Annotated in this window: 19 protein-coding genes and 1 tRNA gene; 10 read left to right on the forward strand and 10 right to left on the reverse strand. The window is 66.8% G+C overall.

All coding sequences use genetic code 11. The features are described 5' to 3' along the window. Positions 1-50 precede the first annotated feature (50 nt). The 4 genes from VM780_RS11705 (at position 51) to VM780_RS11720 (ending at position 4,672) form a co-directional block, all read left to right on the forward strand. Positions 51-611 (forward strand): polysaccharide biosynthesis/export family protein, encoded by a 561-nt coding sequence (locus VM780_RS11705; RefSeq protein ID WP_325447467.1) that lies wholly within the window; start codon positions 51-53, stop codon positions 609-611. A gap of 46 nt (positions 612-657) precedes the next feature. Then, complete coding sequence (locus VM780_RS11710) at positions 658-1,809, forward strand: glycosyltransferase family 4 protein (protein WP_325447469.1); 1,152 nt, start codon at positions 658-660, stop codon at positions 1,807-1,809. Positions 1,810-1,895: 86 nt separating this feature from the next. Beyond that, complete coding sequence (locus VM780_RS11715) at positions 1,896-3,407, forward strand: undecaprenyl-phosphate glucose phosphotransferase (RefSeq protein ID WP_325447603.1); 1,512 nt, start codon at positions 1,896-1,898, stop codon at positions 3,405-3,407. A 41-nt stretch (positions 3,408-3,448) separates the two neighbouring features. Beyond that, complete coding sequence (locus VM780_RS11720) at positions 3,449-4,672, forward strand: O-antigen ligase family protein (RefSeq protein ID WP_325447471.1); 1,224 nt, start codon at positions 3,449-3,451, stop codon at positions 4,670-4,672. Positions 4,673-4,675: 3 nt separating this feature from the next. On the opposite strand, the gene murJ is transcribed toward VM780_RS11720, so the two are convergent. The 3 genes from murJ to VM780_RS11735 form a co-directional block, all read right to left on the reverse strand. Next, positions 4,676-6,187 (reverse strand): murein biosynthesis integral membrane protein MurJ, encoded by a 1,512-nt coding sequence (gene murJ, locus VM780_RS11725; protein WP_325447473.1) that lies wholly within the window; start codon positions 6,185-6,187, stop codon positions 4,676-4,678. A gap of 97 nt (positions 6,188-6,284) precedes the next feature. Beyond that, a complete protein-coding gene (locus VM780_RS11730; protein WP_325447475.1) occupies positions 6,285-7,355 on the reverse strand; it encodes a sulfate ABC transporter ATP-binding protein in 1,071 nt (356 codons plus the stop codon). Between the two features lie 110 nt (positions 7,356-7,465). After that, on the reverse strand, positions 7,466-8,488 hold the full coding sequence (locus tag VM780_RS11735) for a sulfate ABC transporter substrate-binding protein (protein ID WP_325447477.1): 1,023 nt from the start codon (positions 8,486-8,488) through the stop codon (positions 7,466-7,468). Positions 8,489-8,897: 409 nt separating this feature from the next. On the opposite strand from VM780_RS11735, the gene VM780_RS11740 reads away from it, so the two are divergent. From VM780_RS11740 to VM780_RS11755, 4 genes are all read left to right on the forward strand, one after another. Further along, positions 8,898-8,975: transfer RNA gene (locus VM780_RS11740), tRNA-Pro, on the forward strand. Positions 8,976-9,045: 70 nt separating this feature from the next. After that, positions 9,046-9,225 (forward strand): hypothetical protein, encoded by a 180-nt coding sequence (locus VM780_RS11745; RefSeq protein ID WP_325447479.1) that lies wholly within the window; start codon positions 9,046-9,048, stop codon positions 9,223-9,225. A 105-nt stretch (positions 9,226-9,330) separates the two neighbouring features. Further along, a complete protein-coding gene (locus VM780_RS11750) occupies positions 9,331-9,597 on the forward strand; it encodes a hypothetical protein (protein WP_325447481.1) in 267 nt (88 codons plus the stop codon). Between the two features lie 87 nt (positions 9,598-9,684). Further along, positions 9,685-10,071: a response regulator gene (locus VM780_RS11755; RefSeq protein WP_325447483.1), complete on the forward strand. Its 387-nt coding sequence runs from the start codon at positions 9,685-9,687 to the stop codon at positions 10,069-10,071. Here the strand turns inward: VM780_RS11755 and VM780_RS11760 are convergent. Beyond that, entirely contained in the window at positions 10,037-11,005 is a 969-nt protein-coding gene (locus tag VM780_RS11760; RefSeq protein ID WP_414652816.1) for a YncE family protein, read from the reverse strand. The two genes, VM780_RS11755 and VM780_RS11760, sit on opposite strands and share 35 nt — an antisense overlap. A gap of 1 nt (position 11,006) precedes the next feature. Further along, on the reverse strand, positions 11,007-11,537 hold the full coding sequence (locus tag VM780_RS11765) for an SRPBCC family protein (protein WP_325447487.1): 531 nt from the start codon (positions 11,535-11,537) through the stop codon (positions 11,007-11,009). A gap of 204 nt (positions 11,538-11,741) precedes the next feature. Between VM780_RS11765 and VM780_RS11770 the strand changes: the two genes are divergently transcribed. Together VM780_RS11770 and VM780_RS11775 are read left to right on the forward strand one after the other, a co-directional pair. Then, entirely contained in the window at positions 11,742-12,938 is a 1,197-nt protein-coding gene (locus VM780_RS11770; RefSeq protein WP_325447489.1) for a GNAT family N-acetyltransferase, read from the forward strand. A 59-nt stretch (positions 12,939-12,997) separates the two neighbouring features. Next, complete coding sequence (locus VM780_RS11775; RefSeq protein WP_325447491.1) at positions 12,998-13,420, forward strand: HIT family protein; 423 nt, start codon at positions 12,998-13,000, stop codon at positions 13,418-13,420. A 10-nt stretch (positions 13,421-13,430) separates the two neighbouring features. Here the strand turns inward: VM780_RS11775 and VM780_RS11780 are convergent, their stop codons facing one another. The 5 genes from VM780_RS11780 to VM780_RS11800 form a co-directional block, all read right to left on the reverse strand. After that, the gene (locus VM780_RS11780; protein ID WP_325447493.1) at positions 13,431-13,772 is read right to left on the reverse strand and encodes an AzlD domain-containing protein; all 342 of its coding nucleotides are present in this window, start codon (positions 13,770-13,772) and stop codon (positions 13,431-13,433) included. Next, positions 13,769-14,518: an AzlC family ABC transporter permease gene (locus tag VM780_RS11785; RefSeq protein WP_325447495.1), complete on the reverse strand. Its 750-nt coding sequence runs from the start codon at positions 14,516-14,518 to the stop codon at positions 13,769-13,771. The genes VM780_RS11780 and VM780_RS11785 overlap by 4 nt, the downstream gene beginning before the upstream one ends. A gap of 43 nt (positions 14,519-14,561) precedes the next feature. Next, positions 14,562-16,973 carry an ATP-dependent Clp protease ATP-binding subunit ClpA gene (gene clpA / locus VM780_RS11790; RefSeq protein WP_325447497.1) on the reverse strand — a complete coding sequence of 804 codons (2,412 nt, stop codon included), beginning with the start codon at positions 16,971-16,973 and terminating at the stop codon, positions 14,562-14,564. A gap of 10 nt (positions 16,974-16,983) precedes the next feature. Further along, entirely contained in the window at positions 16,984-17,364 is a 381-nt protein-coding gene (gene clpS / locus VM780_RS11795; RefSeq protein WP_414652812.1) for an ATP-dependent Clp protease adapter ClpS, read from the reverse strand. A 261-nt stretch (positions 17,365-17,625) separates the two neighbouring features. Next, positions 17,626-17,958, reverse strand: a complete 333-nt coding sequence (locus tag VM780_RS11800) for a phasin family protein (protein WP_325447499.1) — start codon at positions 17,956-17,958, stop codon at positions 17,626-17,628. Between the last annotated feature and the right edge of the window lie 149 nt (positions 17,959-18,107).

The following is an 18,107-nucleotide window of genomic DNA, read 5'->3' on the forward strand; positions in this document are numbered from 1 at the left end:
TTAACCATGTTGAGGTAACGAAGGATAAACCATGTCTGCAAGGGTTCGTCATGAGGTCGCGTCGCTCCTCGATTGCGCTGGCTCTCGCCGCGCTGCTCGCCGGCTGCGCTGCTCCGCGGGCGGTGCCGCCGCCCCTCTCGGCGGATTATGACGAGCCTTACGTTCTGGCGAGCGGCGACAAGCTCAGAATCAACGTGTTCGGGCAGCAGAACCTGACCAACAGCTACGCCGTGGAGCCGGACGGCAGCATCGCGATGCCCCTCGTCGGCCGTTATCAGGTCAGCGGAAAGACCTCCGACCAGGTTCGCACAGGACTGGAGGCGAAGCTGAAGAGCGGCTATCTGCGCGACCCCAACGTCTCCGTGGAGATCGAGTCCTACCGCCCGTTCTTCATCCTTGGCGAGGTCACCAACGCCGGGCAGTACCCCTATGTCGCCGGCATGACGGCGGAGAACGCCGTCGCAATCGCGAGCGGCTTCTCTCCGCGGGCCAGGCGCGACCGCGTGGAGCTCACCCGACGGGTGGGCGACCGGGTGTTCAAGGGCGAAGTGCCGGTGACCTACCCGATCCGGCCGGGCGACACGATTAACATCGAGGAGCGATGGTTCTGAGGCCGAGCGCCGCGGCGAACTGCGACACGCTGGCCCTGGAGCGCTCATGACCGACGCGAAGCCCCTGCGGATCGTACATCTGGTCCGATCGCCGATCGGCGGAATCTTCCGGCACATCGCCGATCTGATCAGCGCGCAGGCGGCGGCGGGCCACAGCGTCGGCTTTGTCTGCGACAGCACCACGGGCGGCGCCTTTGAAGAGGCCCGCATAGGCTCGCTCGCCAACGATCTGGAGCTGGGCTCGGTCCGCCTCCCGATCGCCCGCCAGCTCTCGCCCTCGGACCTCCTCGCCATCGCGCGCGTCAGCCGGACCCTTTCGCCCCTGGCGCCGGACGTTCTGCACTGCCACGGCGCGAAGGGAGGCGCCTTCGGGCGCGTGGTCGGGACCTGGCTTGGCCGATCGAAGCCCGTTGCCCGGCTTTATGCGCCTCATGGCGGGAGCCTGCATTACGATCCCGGCTCGCTCGAAGGCCGCGTGTATTTTCAGGTCGAGCGGGCGTTGGAGCGGCTGACCGACTCGCTGATTCACGTCAGCGCCTATGAGCAGCGGACCTATGTGGAGAAAATCGGCGCGCCGCGCTGTCCCTCTGTCGTGGTCCGCAACGGTCTGAGGCCGGAAGAGTACGAGCGGGTGCTCCCGGCGCCTGACGCCGTCGACTTCCTCTATCTCGGCATGTTGCGCGATCTGAAGGGCGTCGATGTGTTCATCGATGCGCTCGCCCTGCTCGCCGGCGCAGGGCGGCCCGCCTCTGCGATCATTGTCGGCGATGGACCGGACGAGAATCGCTACAGGGCGATGGTCGCCGAACGCGGACTGGCCCCGCGCGTCAGATTTCAGAAATCGACCCCCGCCCGCGAGGCCTTCGGGCTCGGCCGCGCAATCGTGGTTCCGTCGCGGGCCGAGTCGATGCCATACGTCGTGCTTGAGGCGATCGCAGCCGGTCTGCCGATCGTGGCGACCCGCGTCGGCGGCATACCGGAGATCTTCGGGCGGTTTTCGGATGAACTCGTCGCGCCGGGCGACCCGCAGGCGCTCGCCGCCGCCATGTCCGCGATCGCCGCCGATCCAGCCGCAGCCGCCAAGGCGGCGTCCGCGCGGCGCGAGCACATCTTGGGTGAATTCTCGCTCGCCGAGATGTCTGCGCGGATCGAAACCGTTTACCGCGAGGCCCTTCGTCGCCGGTCTGGCGGTGATTAATGGATCGCCGTAAAACAATATTCGCAGTTTAGGGGGGAGAGTGCCGGTCGTTCGAGGGAGAGCCCAGCGACGTGACCGACCTGTCCATGGCCCGAATCGACACTGGCGAGAAACCGACGTCAGCCGCCGCGAAGCAGCGCCAGGCGCGGCTGAACGAACAGGCGCGCGAGATCGCCGAGCGGTTCAGCGCCGCCTCTATATCGCCGGTGCTGCTGATCGGCGTCGCGCGCCTCGCCGACGCCGCGGTGGTCATCGGTTCGGGCCTTGCGGCCTATGCGGCTGCGTTCGGCGCGGTCGACGCGATCGCCTGGCCGTATCTCGCCGCCATGGGCATCGGATTCCTGCTGACGCTCGTCTTCGCCCACGCGGCCGACGTCTACCATGTGGTGGCGTTCCGCTCAGTGCGGGGCCAGGTCGGCCGCACCCTCGGCGCCTGGACCCTTGTGTTCGCGGGCTTCGCCGTCGTCGGCGCGTTCTTCGACTTCGGAGGCATCGTTCAGCGGAACTGGCTCGGCTACTGGTTCGTGTTCGGCGCGGGCGGCCTGATCACGGTCCACGGCGCCATGACGCTGCTGGTCAAGCACTGGGCGCGCGAAGGACGGATCGGGCGCAAGGCGGTGATCGTGGGCGGCGGCGAGCCGGCCGCGGAGCTCATCCGATCGCTGGAATCGATGCCGGAGAACGACGTCCACATCTGTGGCGTGTTCGACGACCGCTCTGATGACCGCTCGCCGGCTATCGTCGCCGGCTATCCGAAGCTCGGCAACATCGCTGAACTGGTGGAGTTCGGCAGACTCGCTCACATCGACCTGCTGATCGTCACGATCCCGGTCAGCGCAGAGGGCCGCGTAGCCGAGATCCTGAAGACGCTTTGGGTCCTGCCGGTCGACATCAGGCTCTCCGCCCACACCGACAAGCTGCGCTTCCGGCCGCGCGCCTATTCCTATCTCGGCGCCATCCCGATGGTGGAGCTCGCCGAGAAGCCCATCCAGAATTGGGACTTCGTTGCCAAGAGGGCCTTCGATCTGATCGTGGGATCGCTCGCGCTGATCCTGCTTTCGCCCGTGATGCTCGCGACCGCTATCGCGATCAAGCTCGACAGCCCGGGCCCGGTGTTCTTCCGCCAGAAGCGCTACGGCTTCAACAACGAGGTCATCGAAGTCTTCAAGTTCCGCTCGCTCCGCCACGAGATGTCGGACCCAGACGCCAAGACGGTCGTGACCAAGAACGACTCCCGCGTCACCCGGGTGGGCCGCTTCATTCGCAGGACGTCGATCGACGAGCTGCCGCAGCTCTTCAACGTGCTGAAGGGCGAACTCTCGCTCGTCGGTCCTCGGCCGCACGCCGTTGGGGCGCACACCTCGGAGCGCCTCTGGAACGATGTGGTGGACGGCTACTTCGCCCGTCACAAGGTGAAGCCCGGCGTGACCGGCTGGGCGCAGATCAACGGCTGGCGCGGCGAAGTCGACACCCCCGAGAAGCTGCGCAAGCGCGTCGACCACGACCTCTATTACATCGAGAACTGGTCGATCCTGTTCGACATCCTGATCCTGGCGAAGACGCCGTTCGCGCTCGCCAAGACGGATAGCGCCTATTGAGCGCCGCCGGCGCGCTGCCGGGCCGGAGCGCGCGCCGGCCCATGACGATCCAGGCGGAGACGCTCCGCGAGGGCGTGGTCTGGCTCGCCATCGCCTCGAGCTTCTTCGTGATGTTCGAGCCGGCCGCCTACGATCTGCTGATGATTGGCGCGATCGTGCTGTTCGTCGGCACCGGGCTGAAGCTGCCGCGCGTGCTGCTGCCCTTTCTCCTGCTCGTCATCCTCTACCAGCTCGGCGCCGTTCTCACGCTGACGCTGGTGTTCGATCGGGCCGACACGCAGAAGTGGACGACGATCGGCGTCTTTCTCGCCGGAACCGGCTGCTTCTATTCCCTCTTCCTCGCCGACCGCACCGAGACTCGGGCGCGCCTGATCGCGAACGCCTGGGTCATCGCCGGGGTGGCGAGCGGGCTGCTTGCGATCGTCGGCTACTTCCACCTCGTGCCGTTCGCGGACAGCCTGCTGCGCTACAACCGGGCCAAGGGCGCGTTCAAGGACCCGAACGTCTTCGCGCCGCACCTCATCTTCCCGGCGCTGATCCTGATCCAGCGGCTCTATGCGAGCGATCTCAAGAGGTCGCTCATCCTGGTCGTGCCGCTTGGGATCATCATGGCGGGCGTGCTGCTGAGCTTCTCGCGCGGATCCTGGGGCCATCTGATCGCGTCGGCCATGCTGATGACGACGCTCACCGTGCTGACCGCTCCCTCGCCGTCAGCGCGTGCACGGATCCTGGTCACCTGCGCGGCGGCGACCGTATTGGCTGCGGTCTTCCTGGTGATCCTGATCCAGCTGCCGTCGGTCGCGAACCTGTTCGCCGAACGCGCAAGCCTCGAGCAGAGCTACGATGTCGAGCATGGCGGTCGCTTCTCGAACCACGTGATGGGCTTCCGCCTCGCTCTCGACAAGCCGTTCGGCATTGGAATCTTCCAATTTTCCAAGCGCTTCGGGGCGGATGTTCACAACACCTATCTGAACGCCTTCATGTCATACGGCTGGCTCGGCGGCGTGGTGGTGCCGGTGATGACGCTGCTCACCCTGTTCTCCGGCGCCCGCTACGTGCTGACGCCGACGCCGTGGCGGCCGGTGTTCATCTGCACCTTCTCGACCTGGGTGGTGCTGATGATCGAGGCGGCGGTCATCGACATCGACCACTGGCGTCACCAATGGGCGCTGCTCGGCATGATGTGGGGCTTCATCGCCGCGACGGTTGCGTATGAGCGCCGCGGCCCCGCCCCGCAGCGACGACGGCGCGCGCTGGCGGGCTGACGATCAGCGCCGCGCGAATAGAAAGCCCGGCGCGGCGATGGCCCCATAGGCGACGATTCCGACAAGGCCGATGAGCGCCGCAGGGGCGAAATCCGGGAATTGCGGGATCAGCCCCTTCAGCCCTGCCGCCGGGCCGAGCGACCAGCGGACCGCCGCGGCGGAGCCTGCGGTCGCAAGGGCGAGCGCCGCGATGCTGAGCGCGAAGCGCCGGTCGGGCGCAAAACCGTCCCGCTTGCGCAAGAGCCAGGTCAGCAGCAACAGATTTGCCCAAGCGCCCATCGAAGTCGCGAAGGCGAGGCCGGCGCTGAAGAACGAGCCGACAAGCAGCACCTTCAACGCCACGTTGACGATCGTCGCGGCCGCGAGCGCCTTCACGGGGGTCGCCGTGTCGCCGGAAGCATGGAAGCCCGGCGTCACGCAGCGCAGCGCCACCACCGCCGGAAGGCCGATCGCGTAGGCCTGGAGCGCGGCCGCCGAACCCTCAACGGCCGCTGCGTCGAACGCCCCGCGGCCGAACAGGGCGGCCACCACCGGGCCGGGCGCGGCGGCGAACAGCGCGACGAAGGGCAGCGTCATCAGCAGCGCGCCCTCGAGCGCGCGGTTCAGCCTGTCGCGCGCCCCGGCGAGATCGTCCGCGGCCAGCCGGCGCGCAAGCTCGGGCAGCAGCACGGTGCCGATCGCAATGCCAACGACCGCAAGCGGCAGCTGATAGAGCCGGTCCGCGTAGTAGAGATAGGAAACGGAGCCGGTCGGAAGGAACGACGCCAGAATGGTGTCGGCGAACATCGCGATCTGGACGCCCGCCGAACCCAGCACCGCCGGACCGAAACCGCGCAGAAAGTTGCGCACATGCGCGGTCATTCGCGGCGTCTTGAGACGCAGGCTGCGCCCGGCGCGCTTCAGATCCCACAGCACGAGGCCGAGCTGCGCGAAGCCCGAGACCAGCACGCCGACCGCCAGCGCATGCGCGACCGTCGGAAAGAAGCCCGTCATCAGCAGCGCGCCGATCATGCAGATGTTGAGCAGGATCGAAGCCGAAGCGGCGGCGGCGAAGCGGTCGTGCGCGTTCAGCACGCCTGACGCCAGCGTCATCCAGGAGATCAGCAGCAGATACGGAAAGGTGATGCGTGTGAGGCTCGCGGTCAGCTCGAGCTGGCCGGGCTCCTCGGCGAAGCCCGGAGCGAGCAGCGCCACCACCACCGGCGCGAACACGAGCGCGAGAACCAGCAGCGCGAGTTGCACGGCCAGCGTCAGCGCCAGCACGTCTTCCGCGAACGACTTCGCCTCTTGTTCTCCGTGCCGCTCGAGCGCCCGGGCGTAGCGCGGCACGAAGGCGGCGTTGAAGGCGCCCTCGGCGAAGATCGCGCGGAAGTGGTTCGGCAGCCGAAACGCGACCATGAACGCGTCGGCGAGCGGTCCGGCGCCGAGCAGCGCGGCCATCATCACGTCGCGCAGGAAGCCGAACAGGCGCGAGACGAGGGTCAGCCCGCCGACCGAGGCCGCCTTACGCCACATCTATCGCCATCGCGCCGTTCCCGCCCTTACACCGGGGCGCGCCGAATCCCCTGAGCTTGGCGCGGCGGGACAGTAGCAGCGGCGGCGGTGCGGCGCCTCATGCGGCGCGCGCGACCGGAGCGGCGGCGGCTTCGTCGGGGAACAGAGCATGGCGGCGGAAGGCCAAACCGACCCGATCGCCGACCCCGATCTCGTCTTCCGGGGAGACCAGCGCCTCGATCCGGCTGCGCTCGGCCCCGACGCAGACGTCGATGCGGCGGTTCGATCCGGACCGCCGCAGGGCGACGACCTCGCCGGTCACGACTCCGGCTTCCGGTTCGACCAGCGCCACGTCCTGGGGACGCACCAGCAGACGCGCCGGCCCCTCGGCGACGCCGCTCGCGCCGATCGAAAGCGCCCGGCCGTCGAGCTCGAGCCGTCCGGCGCGCACCATCACCGGCAACGCCGTCGACTCGCCGATGAAGCCGTAGACGAACGGCGTCGCCGGCTGGTCATAGACCTCGTCAGGCGTGCCGACCTGCTGCAGATCGCCCTTGTGCAGCACCGCCACCCGGTCCGCGAGCTCCATCGCCTCGTCCTGGTCATGCGTGACGAACACAGTGGTGTGGCCGGTGTCATCGTGGATCTTGCGCAACCAGCGGCGCAGCTCCTTGCGGACCTGCGCGTCGAGCGCGCCGAACGGTTCGTCGAGCAACAGCACCTGTGGCTCGATCGCCAGCGCCCGGGCGAGCGCCACGCGCTGCCGCTGGCCGCCCGACAGCTGAGCCGGATAACGTCCCTCGAGCCCGGTAAGCTGGACAAGATCGAGCAGCTCCAGCACGCGCCGGCGGATCTGCGCCTCCGAGGGCCGCCGCGACCGCTCCCGCACCCTCAGGCCGAACGCGATGTTGTCGAGCACCTTCATGTGCCGGAACAGCGCATAGCTCTGGAAGACGAAGCCGACATTGCGCTCCTGGACGGTCTTGCGCGAGGCGTCCACGTCGCCGAACAGGATTTGCCCGCCGTCGGGGAACTCAAGTCCCGCAATGGCGCGCAGCAGCGTCGTCTTGCCCGAACCCGAAGGCCCGAGCAGCGCGATCAGCTCGCCCGAGCGGATGTCCAGGCTGACCCCGTTGAGCGCCGGGAACTTCCCGTAGTCCTTGCGGATGTTCCTGATCTTCAGATCCATGGCGTCCTCGAGTGCTGTCCTGCGTGTCTTAGCGGATCGCGTGGCGTCGGTGGAGAACGCATGGACGCGCGGCCGACAGGACCGCGCGTCCGGCGCCCGACGGCGAGGGATCAACCGCCCGGCTTGTAAATCTGGTCGAACGTGCCGCCTTCGCCAAAATGCTCCGCCTGAGCCTTCTTCCAGCCGCCGAACTCGGCGTCTACCGTGACGAGCTTCAGCTGTTTGAAGCGCGCCAGATCCTGCGGGTCTGCGAGATCGGGAAAGCTCGGCCGGTAGAAGTTGCGCGCAGCGATGGTCTGGCCCTCTTTCTCATAGAGCAGCCTGAGATAGGACTCGGCGGCTTTGCGGGTGCCGTTCTTGTCGACATTGCCGTCGACAAGCGCGACCGGCGGCTCAGCGAGGATCGACAGCGAGGGGTAGACAATCTCGAACTTGTGGTCGCCGAACTCCTTGAAGGAGAGGAACGCCTCGTTCTCCCAGGCGAGCAACACGTCGCCGAGGCCGCGTTGCGCGAATGTGGTCGTGGAGCCGCGGGCGCCGGAGTCGAGCACCGGCACGTTCTTGTAGAGCGCGGCGACAAAGGCCTTCGCCTTCTCCTGATCGCCTCCGTTCTTCTCCGCCGCATAAGCCCAGGCGGCGAGATAGTTCCAGCGGGCGCCGCCGGAGGTCTTTGGGTTCGGGGTGATGACTTGAACGTCGGGCTTCACCAGATCGTCCCAGTCCCGGATCGCCTTCGGGTTTCCTTTGCGGACCAGAAACACGATCGTCGACGTGTAGGGCGCGGAATTGTGCGGCAGGCGCTTCTGCCAGTCCGCCGGTATCCTGCCGCTGGCGGAGGCGATCGCGTCGATGTCGGCGGCCAGGGCGAGCGTGACGACGTCCGCGTTCAGGCCGTCAATCACGGCGCGGGCCTGCTTGCCTGAGCCGCCATGCGAGGCCTGGACCCTGATGTCCTCGCCGGTGTCGGCCTTCCACTTCTTTTCGAACGCGGCGTCGAACTCCTTGTAGAGCTCGCGCGTCGGATCATAGGAGACGTTGGTGATGCGGGTTTGCGCGTTCGCCGGCGAGCCAGCCGCCAAGGGCCCGGCAAGCGCGAGCGCGGCCGCAACACGCGCTGCGATACGGAAGATCATGAACGAGTCTCCAGGAGCTACGCCGCCGAGCACGCCATGGCCCGCGCCGCCTGTCAACGTCATTCTATAAACTTAGTAGCTTTATCGTCCAGGCCGCTCCGCCGATCGGGCGGCCGCCTATCGCGTCGAAGTCCAACCGAACTGCTCTGCTGAAAAAAAATGGCCCGGCCGTTCCCCTGCCGGCCGGGCTCATCCTCCGAGAAACTCTCGGCGCGGAGAGGGGCGGTGTCCGCGTCGACGCCTGTTCAAGGCGGGGGAAGATCTCGAAAGTCCGGACAGGTTGCGCGGTCCCGGCTGAACGGAAGCCGGACGGCTCATTCATTTTCCGTTCAGCCGACCGGCGCCCTTCCCGCCGGCTTGCGCGTCGGCCCGAATGGCGCTAGGGCAAGCGCCGCCCCTCAAGGGGTGTCGGAGCGTGGCGCAGCCCGGTTAGCGCACTAGTCTGGGGGACTAGGGGTCGTGGGTTCAAATCCCGCCGCTCCGACCAAATTTTCCATTTATTGGCGGGGGCACAGCCAGATTGGCGGCCTCCTCGCCCGAGGGGATTTCCGCCGCAGATGGACGATTACAAGACTCTGCTCGACCGCATGAAAGCGGCCCAGATCGAGCTTCTTGCGGCCGCGGCCCGCGCTCGCACCCTCCCCTCCGACGGCGCGCTGCGCAAGATCGCCGACCTTGAGGTTGCGATCGGGGCTCTTGAGCATCTGATCGACGACGGTGCGCTGCCGCGCGGCTGAGGCTCCTAGGCGTAAAGAAATTGTGAAGCACCGAGTTCGGAGCGGAACTCGGTGGCGAGAGGCGCGTTGAACGCTTAATTCAGCGAAACACGCCTGAGCGCTTCAATGTTTTACGTTCTCGAGAACAGACCGACCGCTTCTGCTTCGCATGCAGTCGTCGCAGCAAATCTGCCGGTCAACGCAGCGGATGCGGAAGACTTCATTGAGGCAGGCGTCGAGTTCGGGTCTGACGACATAGATATTGTTGACGACGCGCTGCTGAATACCTCGCCTCATAACGCGATCGAACGTCAGCTTCTTCGCGGCGATGTGGTTGGCCTTGCATTGATGTCGGGCGCGATCATCTGGAGCGCGATGGGCGCGTTCGGATAAACGCGTCAAAAGTGTGGCGTTAGTCTCGACTGAGGATGATCTCTGCAGTACGCATGCCGCCTGAAACGCCTTAGCTGAGAGCCTCCTGTGCGAGTGCTTTATGTCGACGATGAGTCCGACATCCGGGAGATCGCCCGGCTCGCGCTTGAAATAGATCCGGAGATGATTGTCGAGACGGCGGCGACGGGCGCAGACGCTCTGGCGCTTGCGCCGAGCTTCGCCCCCGACCTCATCCTTCTTGACGTCATGATGCCCGACATGGACGGGCTGGCGACCCTCACTCGCTTGCGCGCGGGAGCCGCCACGCGGCAGACGCCCGTGATCTTCATCACGGCGCGAACCCAGGCGACCGAAATTCATCGGTTCAAGCAGCTGGGCGCCATGGCCGTCATTCCCAAGCCGTTTGATCCAATGCAGCTCGCGGCTCAGGTGCGAGCGCTCATGGACGCTGCTGGATCGGCGCCGTCGGCCTGATGAAGAGGCCGAAGGCGCGCGGACCATCGCCCGTCTTCATCTCTCCGACGGACTTAAGCGTCTCCGAGTCGATCACCGTCACTGTGTTCGACGCCCAGTTGACGACATAGACGCGCTTCCCATCCCGCGAGGCCTGCAGGCCCTCCGGGTACTCGCCGACCGGCACGTCCTTCAGCGGCCGGAGCGTAGCCGTGTCGAATACGGAGACCTGCCCGGCGTATTGATCGGTTACGAAGGCGCGGCCATTCGCAAGCCCTACGACATAGGGGCGCTCGCCTACCGGGACCGTCCCGACGACTTTTCGCGCCGCAATGTCGATCACCGAAACGTCGTTCGAGGTGACGTTCGCCGTATAGGCGCGCTTCCCCTCAGCGTCGATCGTCACGCCGAATGGATGCTCGCCCACCGGCACGGCGGCGAGAACCTTCTCGGTCGCAAGGTCGATGATCGACACCTGGTTGGACTCGCGATCCGCCGACAGCAGAAGTTTGCCGTCGGGCGTCACAGCCAGGCCGGAGGGTGATTTGCCGACCTCGATCCGGCCGGTGACCTCCCGCTTCTCGGGATCCACCACCATGATCCGGGACGCGTACCAGTCGGCCACATAGACCGGCGAGCCGGAGGGATGGACAGCGACGCCGAGCGGCCCGCCTTCGAGCGGCATGCGGTGAAGAAGCTTTCGGGCGGCCGCGTCGACGATCGACAGCGCCTTGCCGTCAGGGCTCGTCACGTAGACTCGCGCGCCATCCGCGGACACAGCGACGCCCGCGGGCTTTCCGCCGATCGGGATGGTGGCGACTGCCTTGCCCGTATCGAGGTCGAGGACGCTCAGATCGTCCTCAGCCTGATTTGTCACGAACGCCTCATCGGCGCGGGACCCGCCCGCGCCGACAAGGAGCAGCGCCAGAAGCGCTGCGCGGGTGTGGGAGATCAGATCAGCTCCCCTTCTCGAGCTTCTCCTTGAGAGAATCGAGCGTGGTCCGATAGAGGCCGCTCACCGCCTTGACCGCAGCCTCGTCGCTCAGATCGGCAGGCGGATCATTGTTCGGATAGCCGCGATAGAACGCGCCCCACCAGACGACCTTGGTCTTGTCGCCCTCCGGCGTCACCGTGACCTTCGATGAGTAATTGGTGACCGGCAGAACCTTCACGTCCACATTGGTGATGCGGTAGTGAAAGGTCTTGTCGGCCTCGTCATAGGCATCCAGAGCTTCCTCGACGGTCCCGCCGCCCTTGAGGGTCAGCTTCCGCGTCGCGCCCTTTTCGTTGCCGCCCTGCCCTTCGGTCTTCTCGACCACAGGGATCCAGCTGGCGTCCTGGAAGTTGCCGACAGCCTTCCAGACTTTGTCGGCAGGGGCGTTGATCTCGACCTCCTGCTGGGTCTTCTGCCGGGTCGGGCCATGCGCCTGAGCGGCGCCCGCGAGCCCGAGCAGGACCGCAGCGGCGGCGACAAGTTGAATCTTCATGCGTCGCTTCCTTCCACATTGGTCCCTGCAAACGGTGATCCGCGCAGAAGACCCTTTTTGGGCCCTTCGGCCGCGCCGCATAGAACCAAAGCGCGGCGCCGGGATAAAGCCCTGCAGGTCCGGCGGTTCGCCGCACCCCCGCCCCTTGGACATGGCCGCCGGGCAACCTAGTTTTCCGGGGCCGCCCTCACGTGACCAGCCAGAATGTCCGAGCGACCACCCTTCCGCGCGCGCCTCGTCGAGCGCATCTCCGACATAGACCCCGAGGTCTGGCAGGCCTGCGCGCAGCCCCAAGGCGCCGACGCGAGCTACAACCCGTTCGTCGATCACAGGTTCCTCAAGGCGCTCGAGGATTCCGGCGCCGTCGGCCCCGGCACGGGCTGGACGCCCGCTCATCTCGCGCTCGAGGACGCCTCGGGCGCGGCGGCCGGCTTCGCGCCCTGCTATCTGAAGAGCCACAGCCAGGGCGAGTACGTGTTCGACCACGCGTTCGCCGACGCATACGAGCGCGCCGGCGGACGCTATTATCCGAAGCTGCAGGTCGCGGCGCCGTTCACGCCTGCGACCGGGCCGCGCCTCCTTGCCGCGCCCGGCCAGGATCGGCAGGCGGCGCAGACTGCGCTTGCAGCCGCCCTGCGGGGCTTGATGCGCCAGATCGGCGCCTCCTCCGCTCACGTGACCTTCGCCACTGAGGCGGAGCAGGCGTTGCTCGTCCAGCAGGGTTTTCTGGCCCGGACGGACCAGCAGTTTCATTGGCGCAACGAGGGCTACGGCTCCTATGACGACTTCCTGGCGGACCTATCGTCCCGCAAGCGCAAGCAGCTGAAGCGCGAACGGCGCGAGGCGCTGGCGGACGGGATCGTGATCCGCCATCTGACGGGCGCCGACCTGACGGAAGCGCACTGGGACGCCTTCTTCGCCTTCTATCTCGACACGGGCTCGCGGAAGTGGGGCCGCCCCTATCTGAACCGGCGGTTCTTCAGCCTGATCGGCGAGGCCATGCCGGAGCGGATCCTGCTGGTGATCGCCGAGCACGGCGGCCGGCCGATCGCCGGCGCGTTGAACTTCATCGGCGGGGACGCGCTCTATGGCCGCTACTGGGGCGCGATCGAGGATCGTCCGTTCCTGCATTTCGAGGTCTGCTACCACCAGGCGATCGACGCCGCGATCGCGCGCGGCCTGCCGCGCGTCGAGGCTGGGGCGCAGGGCGAACACAAGCTTGCGCGCGGTTATCGGCCCGTCACCACCTACTCCGCGCACGCCTTCGCAGACCCCGAGCTCGCGCGCGCCGTGAAAACCTATCTGGCGCGCGAGCGCCGCTACGTTTCGGAGGTCCAGGACGCGCTGGAGGCCGCGACGCCGTTCCGGCGAGCGGAAGCGGCTGCCGAAGAGGGCGCTTGACCGAAGCTCCCGGGCGCGATCCTTTGGCCGCCCTTCTCCCGGACGGAGCCGCGGCGCCTATGGCCGAGTACGACCCCGAAAACATCTTCGCCAAGATCCTGCGCGGCGACCTCCCCGCCCAGAAAGTCTACGAAGACGACGCGGCGCTGGCGTTTATGGACGTCATGCCGCGGGCGGACGGTCATGTGCTGGTGATTCCCAAGGCGCCGTCGCGCACCCTGCTGGAGGCGGAAACGGCGGATCTGGGTCCGCTCTTCGCCGCCGTGCAGAAGGTCGCTCGCGCGGTGAAGTCGGGCATGGGCGCCGAGGGCGTCACCATCCAGCAGTTTAACGAAACCGCCGGCGGCCAGGTGATCTTTCACACCCACGTCCACATCCTGCCGCGCTGGACCGACGTGCCGCTGAGGCCGCATACCGGCCAGATGGAGAACCAGGACGTCCTCGCCGCCCACGCCGAGAAGATCCGCGCCGCGTTGGACTGAAGGCCCGAGCCTACGCTCCGAGCGCGACCACGCCGAGGACGAGCGCGACCTCCGCTGCCGCGACGCCAAGCGCAAGAGAGCGGCGGCCGAGCGTGTAAGCCGCAATCCCGACGCCGGCTGAACCGAGCCGGAGCCAGAGCGGCGCCAGGGCGAAGCCGCCGCTCGGCGACAGCACGAGCTTCGCCACCAGTCCGGCGACCAGAGCCGTCGCAACCATCCGCACCCAGGCGAACAGCGCCCCGTCCTCGTCGAGCCGCGCTGAAAGCACGACTCCGAGCGCGCGCCAGATCTCGTTCGCGAAGAAGGCTGCAATCACCGCGAGCAGCAGAAAGCCGGCGTCGTGAGGCGTCATGCGGCTGAACGCCGTCGGCGCGCCGCCCGGTCGATCGCAAACGCAATCGTCCCGCCGATAATTCCGGTCCAGAGCAGGTCGAAGCGCGGCGAAACGGTTGCGATCAGCGGCGCGAGAACCAGCCCGAACCCGATCGCGAGCCGCTCGCCGAGGCCGGAGGCGCCCCGCTCGAGCGACAGAAGAAAGTAGATCGGCGTCAGACCGAGCAGCCCGATCGAAAGCGCCGCCGGCAGCAGGCCCGCCGCCGCGTGTCCGGCCACGGTCGCGATCGTGCTGCCCACCACCAGCCCGTTCGCGAGGCCGAGGAAGAACGGCATGCGGCTTTCGCGATCGAGCGCCGGCGTGCGGCGCAGTCCTTCGAACCAGGCAGTCACCGCCACGTAGTGCGCGGCGAGAAGCCGGGCCCCGAGGGAGGTGCGGTCGGAGCGCAGGACAGGAAGGATCGACACCACCATCGGCAGCAGTCGCACCGCCGAGATCGTCACCGCAAGCGACGCCGCCGCGATGCCGGCGCCGCTCGCGAGCGCGCCGGCCAGCACCAGCTGGGCCGGCGCCGCCCAGATCAGGACCGTCGACAACGCGGCGATCCAGATCGGCCAGCCAAAATCGTGCGTCATCGCTCCGAAGCCGGTGAAGCTTCCGAACAGCACCAGCCCCGGGGTGCTCAGGGCCGCTCGCGCGCCGCGCCAGAACGGACGAGAGGCGCCGGCGGGAGCCGGCGCCTCATGTGAAGGGGTCGCGTCCATCAGCGGTCAACCCGGCGCGTGTTGCGCCGGGCGCCGCGCCCGCTCAGCCGTCACTGCGCACGAGCGGGGGCGCTTTGGAGCCGCCTTTCCGGGAGCTCTCCGAGCGGCGCCGCGCCGGCCGGTCGCCCGGCTTGTCGCCGATCGTCTCGGGCTTCGGCGTGACTGGCCCTTCGGGGAAGGCGAAACCGAGGCCGGCTTTGCCATCCTCTTTGGTCTCGACCAGCACCCTGACCGCGCCGCCGCCCTTCAGGCGTCCGAACAGCACCTCGTCGGCGAGCGGCGTCTTGATCGTCTCCTGAATGAGACGGGCGAGCGGCCGCGCGCCCATTTGCGGGTCGTAGCCGCGCTCGGCCAGCCAGTCGCGCGCCTCGTCGGAGAGCTCGATCGTGATGTTGCGGTCGGCGAGTTGCGCCTCGAGCTGCAGCACGAACTTCTCGACGATCTGACGCACCACTTCGATCGGCAGGTTGCCGAATGCGATGATCGCATCGAGCCGGTTGCGGAATTCCGGCGCGAACAGGCGGTTGATGGCGTCGGAATCCTCGCCGGACCGCTTGGAGCGGTTGAAGCCGATCGGCTCCTTCGCGAGGTCGGACGCTCCCGCATTGGTCGTCATGATCAGGATGACGTTGCGGAAATCGACCTGCTTTCCGTTGTGATCGGTCAGCTTCCCGTGGTCCATCACCTGCAGCAGGATGTTGAACAGGTCGGGATGCGCCTTCTCGATCTCGTCGAGCAGCAGCACGCAATGCGGGTTCTGGTCGATGCCGTCCGTCAGCAGCCCGCCCTGATCGAAGCCGACATAGCCGGGAGGCGCGCCGATCAGGCGGCTGACCGTGTGGCGCTCCATGTATTCCGACATGTCGAACCGCAGCAGCTTGACGCCCAGCAGCGACGACAGCTGGCGCGCGACCTCTGTCTTGCCGACGCCGGTCGGTCCCGAGAACAGGTAGCAGCCGATCGGCTTCTCCGGATCCCGCAGACCAGCGCGCGCGAGCTTGATCGTGGAGGAGAGCGCCTCGATGGCGGCCTCCTGCCCGTACACCACCCGCTTCAGGCTCTCGGTCAGCGACCGCAGAACCTCGGCGTCGTCCTTGGAGACCGACTTCGGCGGGATCCGCGCCATCGTGGCGATCGTCGCCTCGATCTCCTTCACGCCGATCGTCTTGCGCCGCTTGTTCTCCGGCAGGACCATCTGCGAGGCGCCGGTCTCGTCGATCACGTCGATCGCCTTGTCGGGCAGCTTGCGGTCGTTGATGTAGCGGTGCGCGAGCTCGACCGCCGCCTTGATGGCCTCGTTCGTGTAGCGGACCTGATGATAGCTCTCATAGTAGGGCTTGAGGCCCTTGAGGATCTCGACCGCGTCCTCGACCGAAGGCTCCGCCACGTCAATCTTCTGGAAGCGCCGAACGAGCGCCCGGTCCTTCTCGAAGTGCTGGCGGTATTCCTTGTAGGTTGTCGAGCCGACGCAGCGCAGCGTGCCGGAGGCGAGCGCCGGCTTCAGCAGGTTCGATGCGTCCATCGCGCCGCCCGAGGTCGCGCCCGCGCCGATGACGGTGTGGATCTCGTCGATGAACAGGATCGCGCCGGGGGTCGCTTCGAGTTCCTTCACGACCTGCTTCAGCCGCTCCTCGAAGTCGCCGCGGTAGCGCGTGCCGGCGAGGAGCGCGCCCATGTCCAGCGAGAACACGGTGGCGTCCTGCAGGACTTCGGGCACCTCGTCGCGAACGATGCGCAGCGCGAGGCCTTCGGCGATCGCGGTCTTGCCGACGCCGGGGTCGCCGACGAAGAGCGGATTGTTCTTGGTGCGGCGGCACAGGATCTGGATGGTGCGCGTGATCTCGGCGTCGCGCCCGATGAGCGGATCGATGCGGCCCTCGCGCGCCTTCTTGTTGAGGTTCACGCAATAGGCGTCGAGCGCGTCGGCCTTCTTCTTGCCGCCGCTCGGGGCCTCGTCGGCGCTCGCGCCCGCCTCGTCGTCGGCGCCGCGCGCGGGGCGAGCTTCGGACAGGCCCGGGCGCTTGGCGATGCCGTGGCTGATGTAATTCACCGCGTCATAGCGCGTCATGTCCTGCTCCTGCAGGAAGAACGCGGCGTGGCTCTCGCGCTCGGCGAAGATCGCCACCAGGACGTTCGCTCCGGTGACCTCTTCCCGGCCGGAAGACGTGACATGGATGACGGCGCGCTGGATGACGCGCTGGAAGCCCGCGGTGGGCTTGGAATCCTCCGACGTGTCGCCGACCAGATTTTCGAGCTCGGCGTCAACGTACTCGATCAGGTTGCGCCGCAGAATTTCCAGGTCGACGTTGCAGGCTCGCATGACAGCCGCCGCGTCCTGATCGTCAACCAGGGACAGCAGCAGATGCTCGAGCGTCGCGTACTCGTGATGGCGCTCGTTAGCGAAAGCCAGAGCGCGGTGGAGAGACTGCTCGAGGCTGCGCGAGAATGACGGCAATTGCTTTACCTCACTTCTTTTCCATGACGCATTGCAATGGATGCTGATGCTTCCGCGCGAAATCCATGACCTGCGTCACTTTGGTTTCGGCCACCTCATAGGTGTAGACGCCGCACTCCCCCGCGCCGTGATTGTGGACGTGCAACATGATGCGCGTCGCAGCCTCACGATCTTTCGCAAAAAACTGTTCCAACACGTGCACGACGAACTCCATCGGAGTGTAGTCGTCGTTAAGTATCAGCACACGATAAAGGTTCGGCCGCTTGACCTTCGGCCGCGTCTTCGTCACGACGCCCGTGCCCGGTCCCGCATCCTCGACCCTGCGCAGACCCGCAGTGAGTTTCGCGGCCCGCAGGGCGGCCCCGCTGCGCCGTACGTCCGTGCGACGCAAGCCACGCTTCGAATTACCCGTCCTCGCCTCCCTCATCAGTTCGCCGCCGCCTTCCCGTTCGCCGCGGCGCGTTCGAGGGCCCGCGCGGCGCCGCATCAAATCACCTGGGCTGATCCTAGCCCTGGAGTTTCGCACACGCCAGACTGTCGGAACGCCCCGCCGACGATCAAGTAGGAAGCCGAAGAGGTAAAAAAAAGCCCGGCGAGACGCCGGGCTGTGGGGATGCGCCGGCCATCGGGGCCGGCCGCTGACGTCAGAGCGTCACTTGATCTTGGCGAACGCCGTCTCGATCGGCTTGTAGCTTTCCTTCGCCAGATCCGCGTACAGCTCGCCGATCTTGGTCATGCGCGCCAGATAGGCGTCGTAGCTCGACTTGACGAACTGGGACTGGACCTCGAACGCCTTGTCGATGGACTTGACGCTTGCGATCTTCTCGACCAGAGCGCTGCCGTCCTCGAACGCCTTCTTCGAGTAATCGGCGACTTCGACGGCGATCGCCTGCAAGCCCTTGCTTACGGTGCCGAAGCTCTTGAGCGCGAGATCCATGTTCTCGCGGCCAAACTTCTGAGCGTCTTCGAACGTGTTGGTCGTCATGCCGGTCTCCTCCTGCAGGGTTGGGCTGCGCATTGCGCGCCCCGCTGTGTTGAAAGCGGCTCGACCCTTTAGCGGAGCGCTTTCGGACGCCTTGGGCGTTCAAGCGCACGAAATATATGCAGTGCAACATAGCTGTCAAGAACGCTTTT

It is taken from the genome of Hansschlegelia sp. (assembly GCF_035538955.1).
Taxonomy (GTDB): Bacteria; Pseudomonadota; Alphaproteobacteria; order Rhizobiales; family Methylopilaceae; genus Methylopila.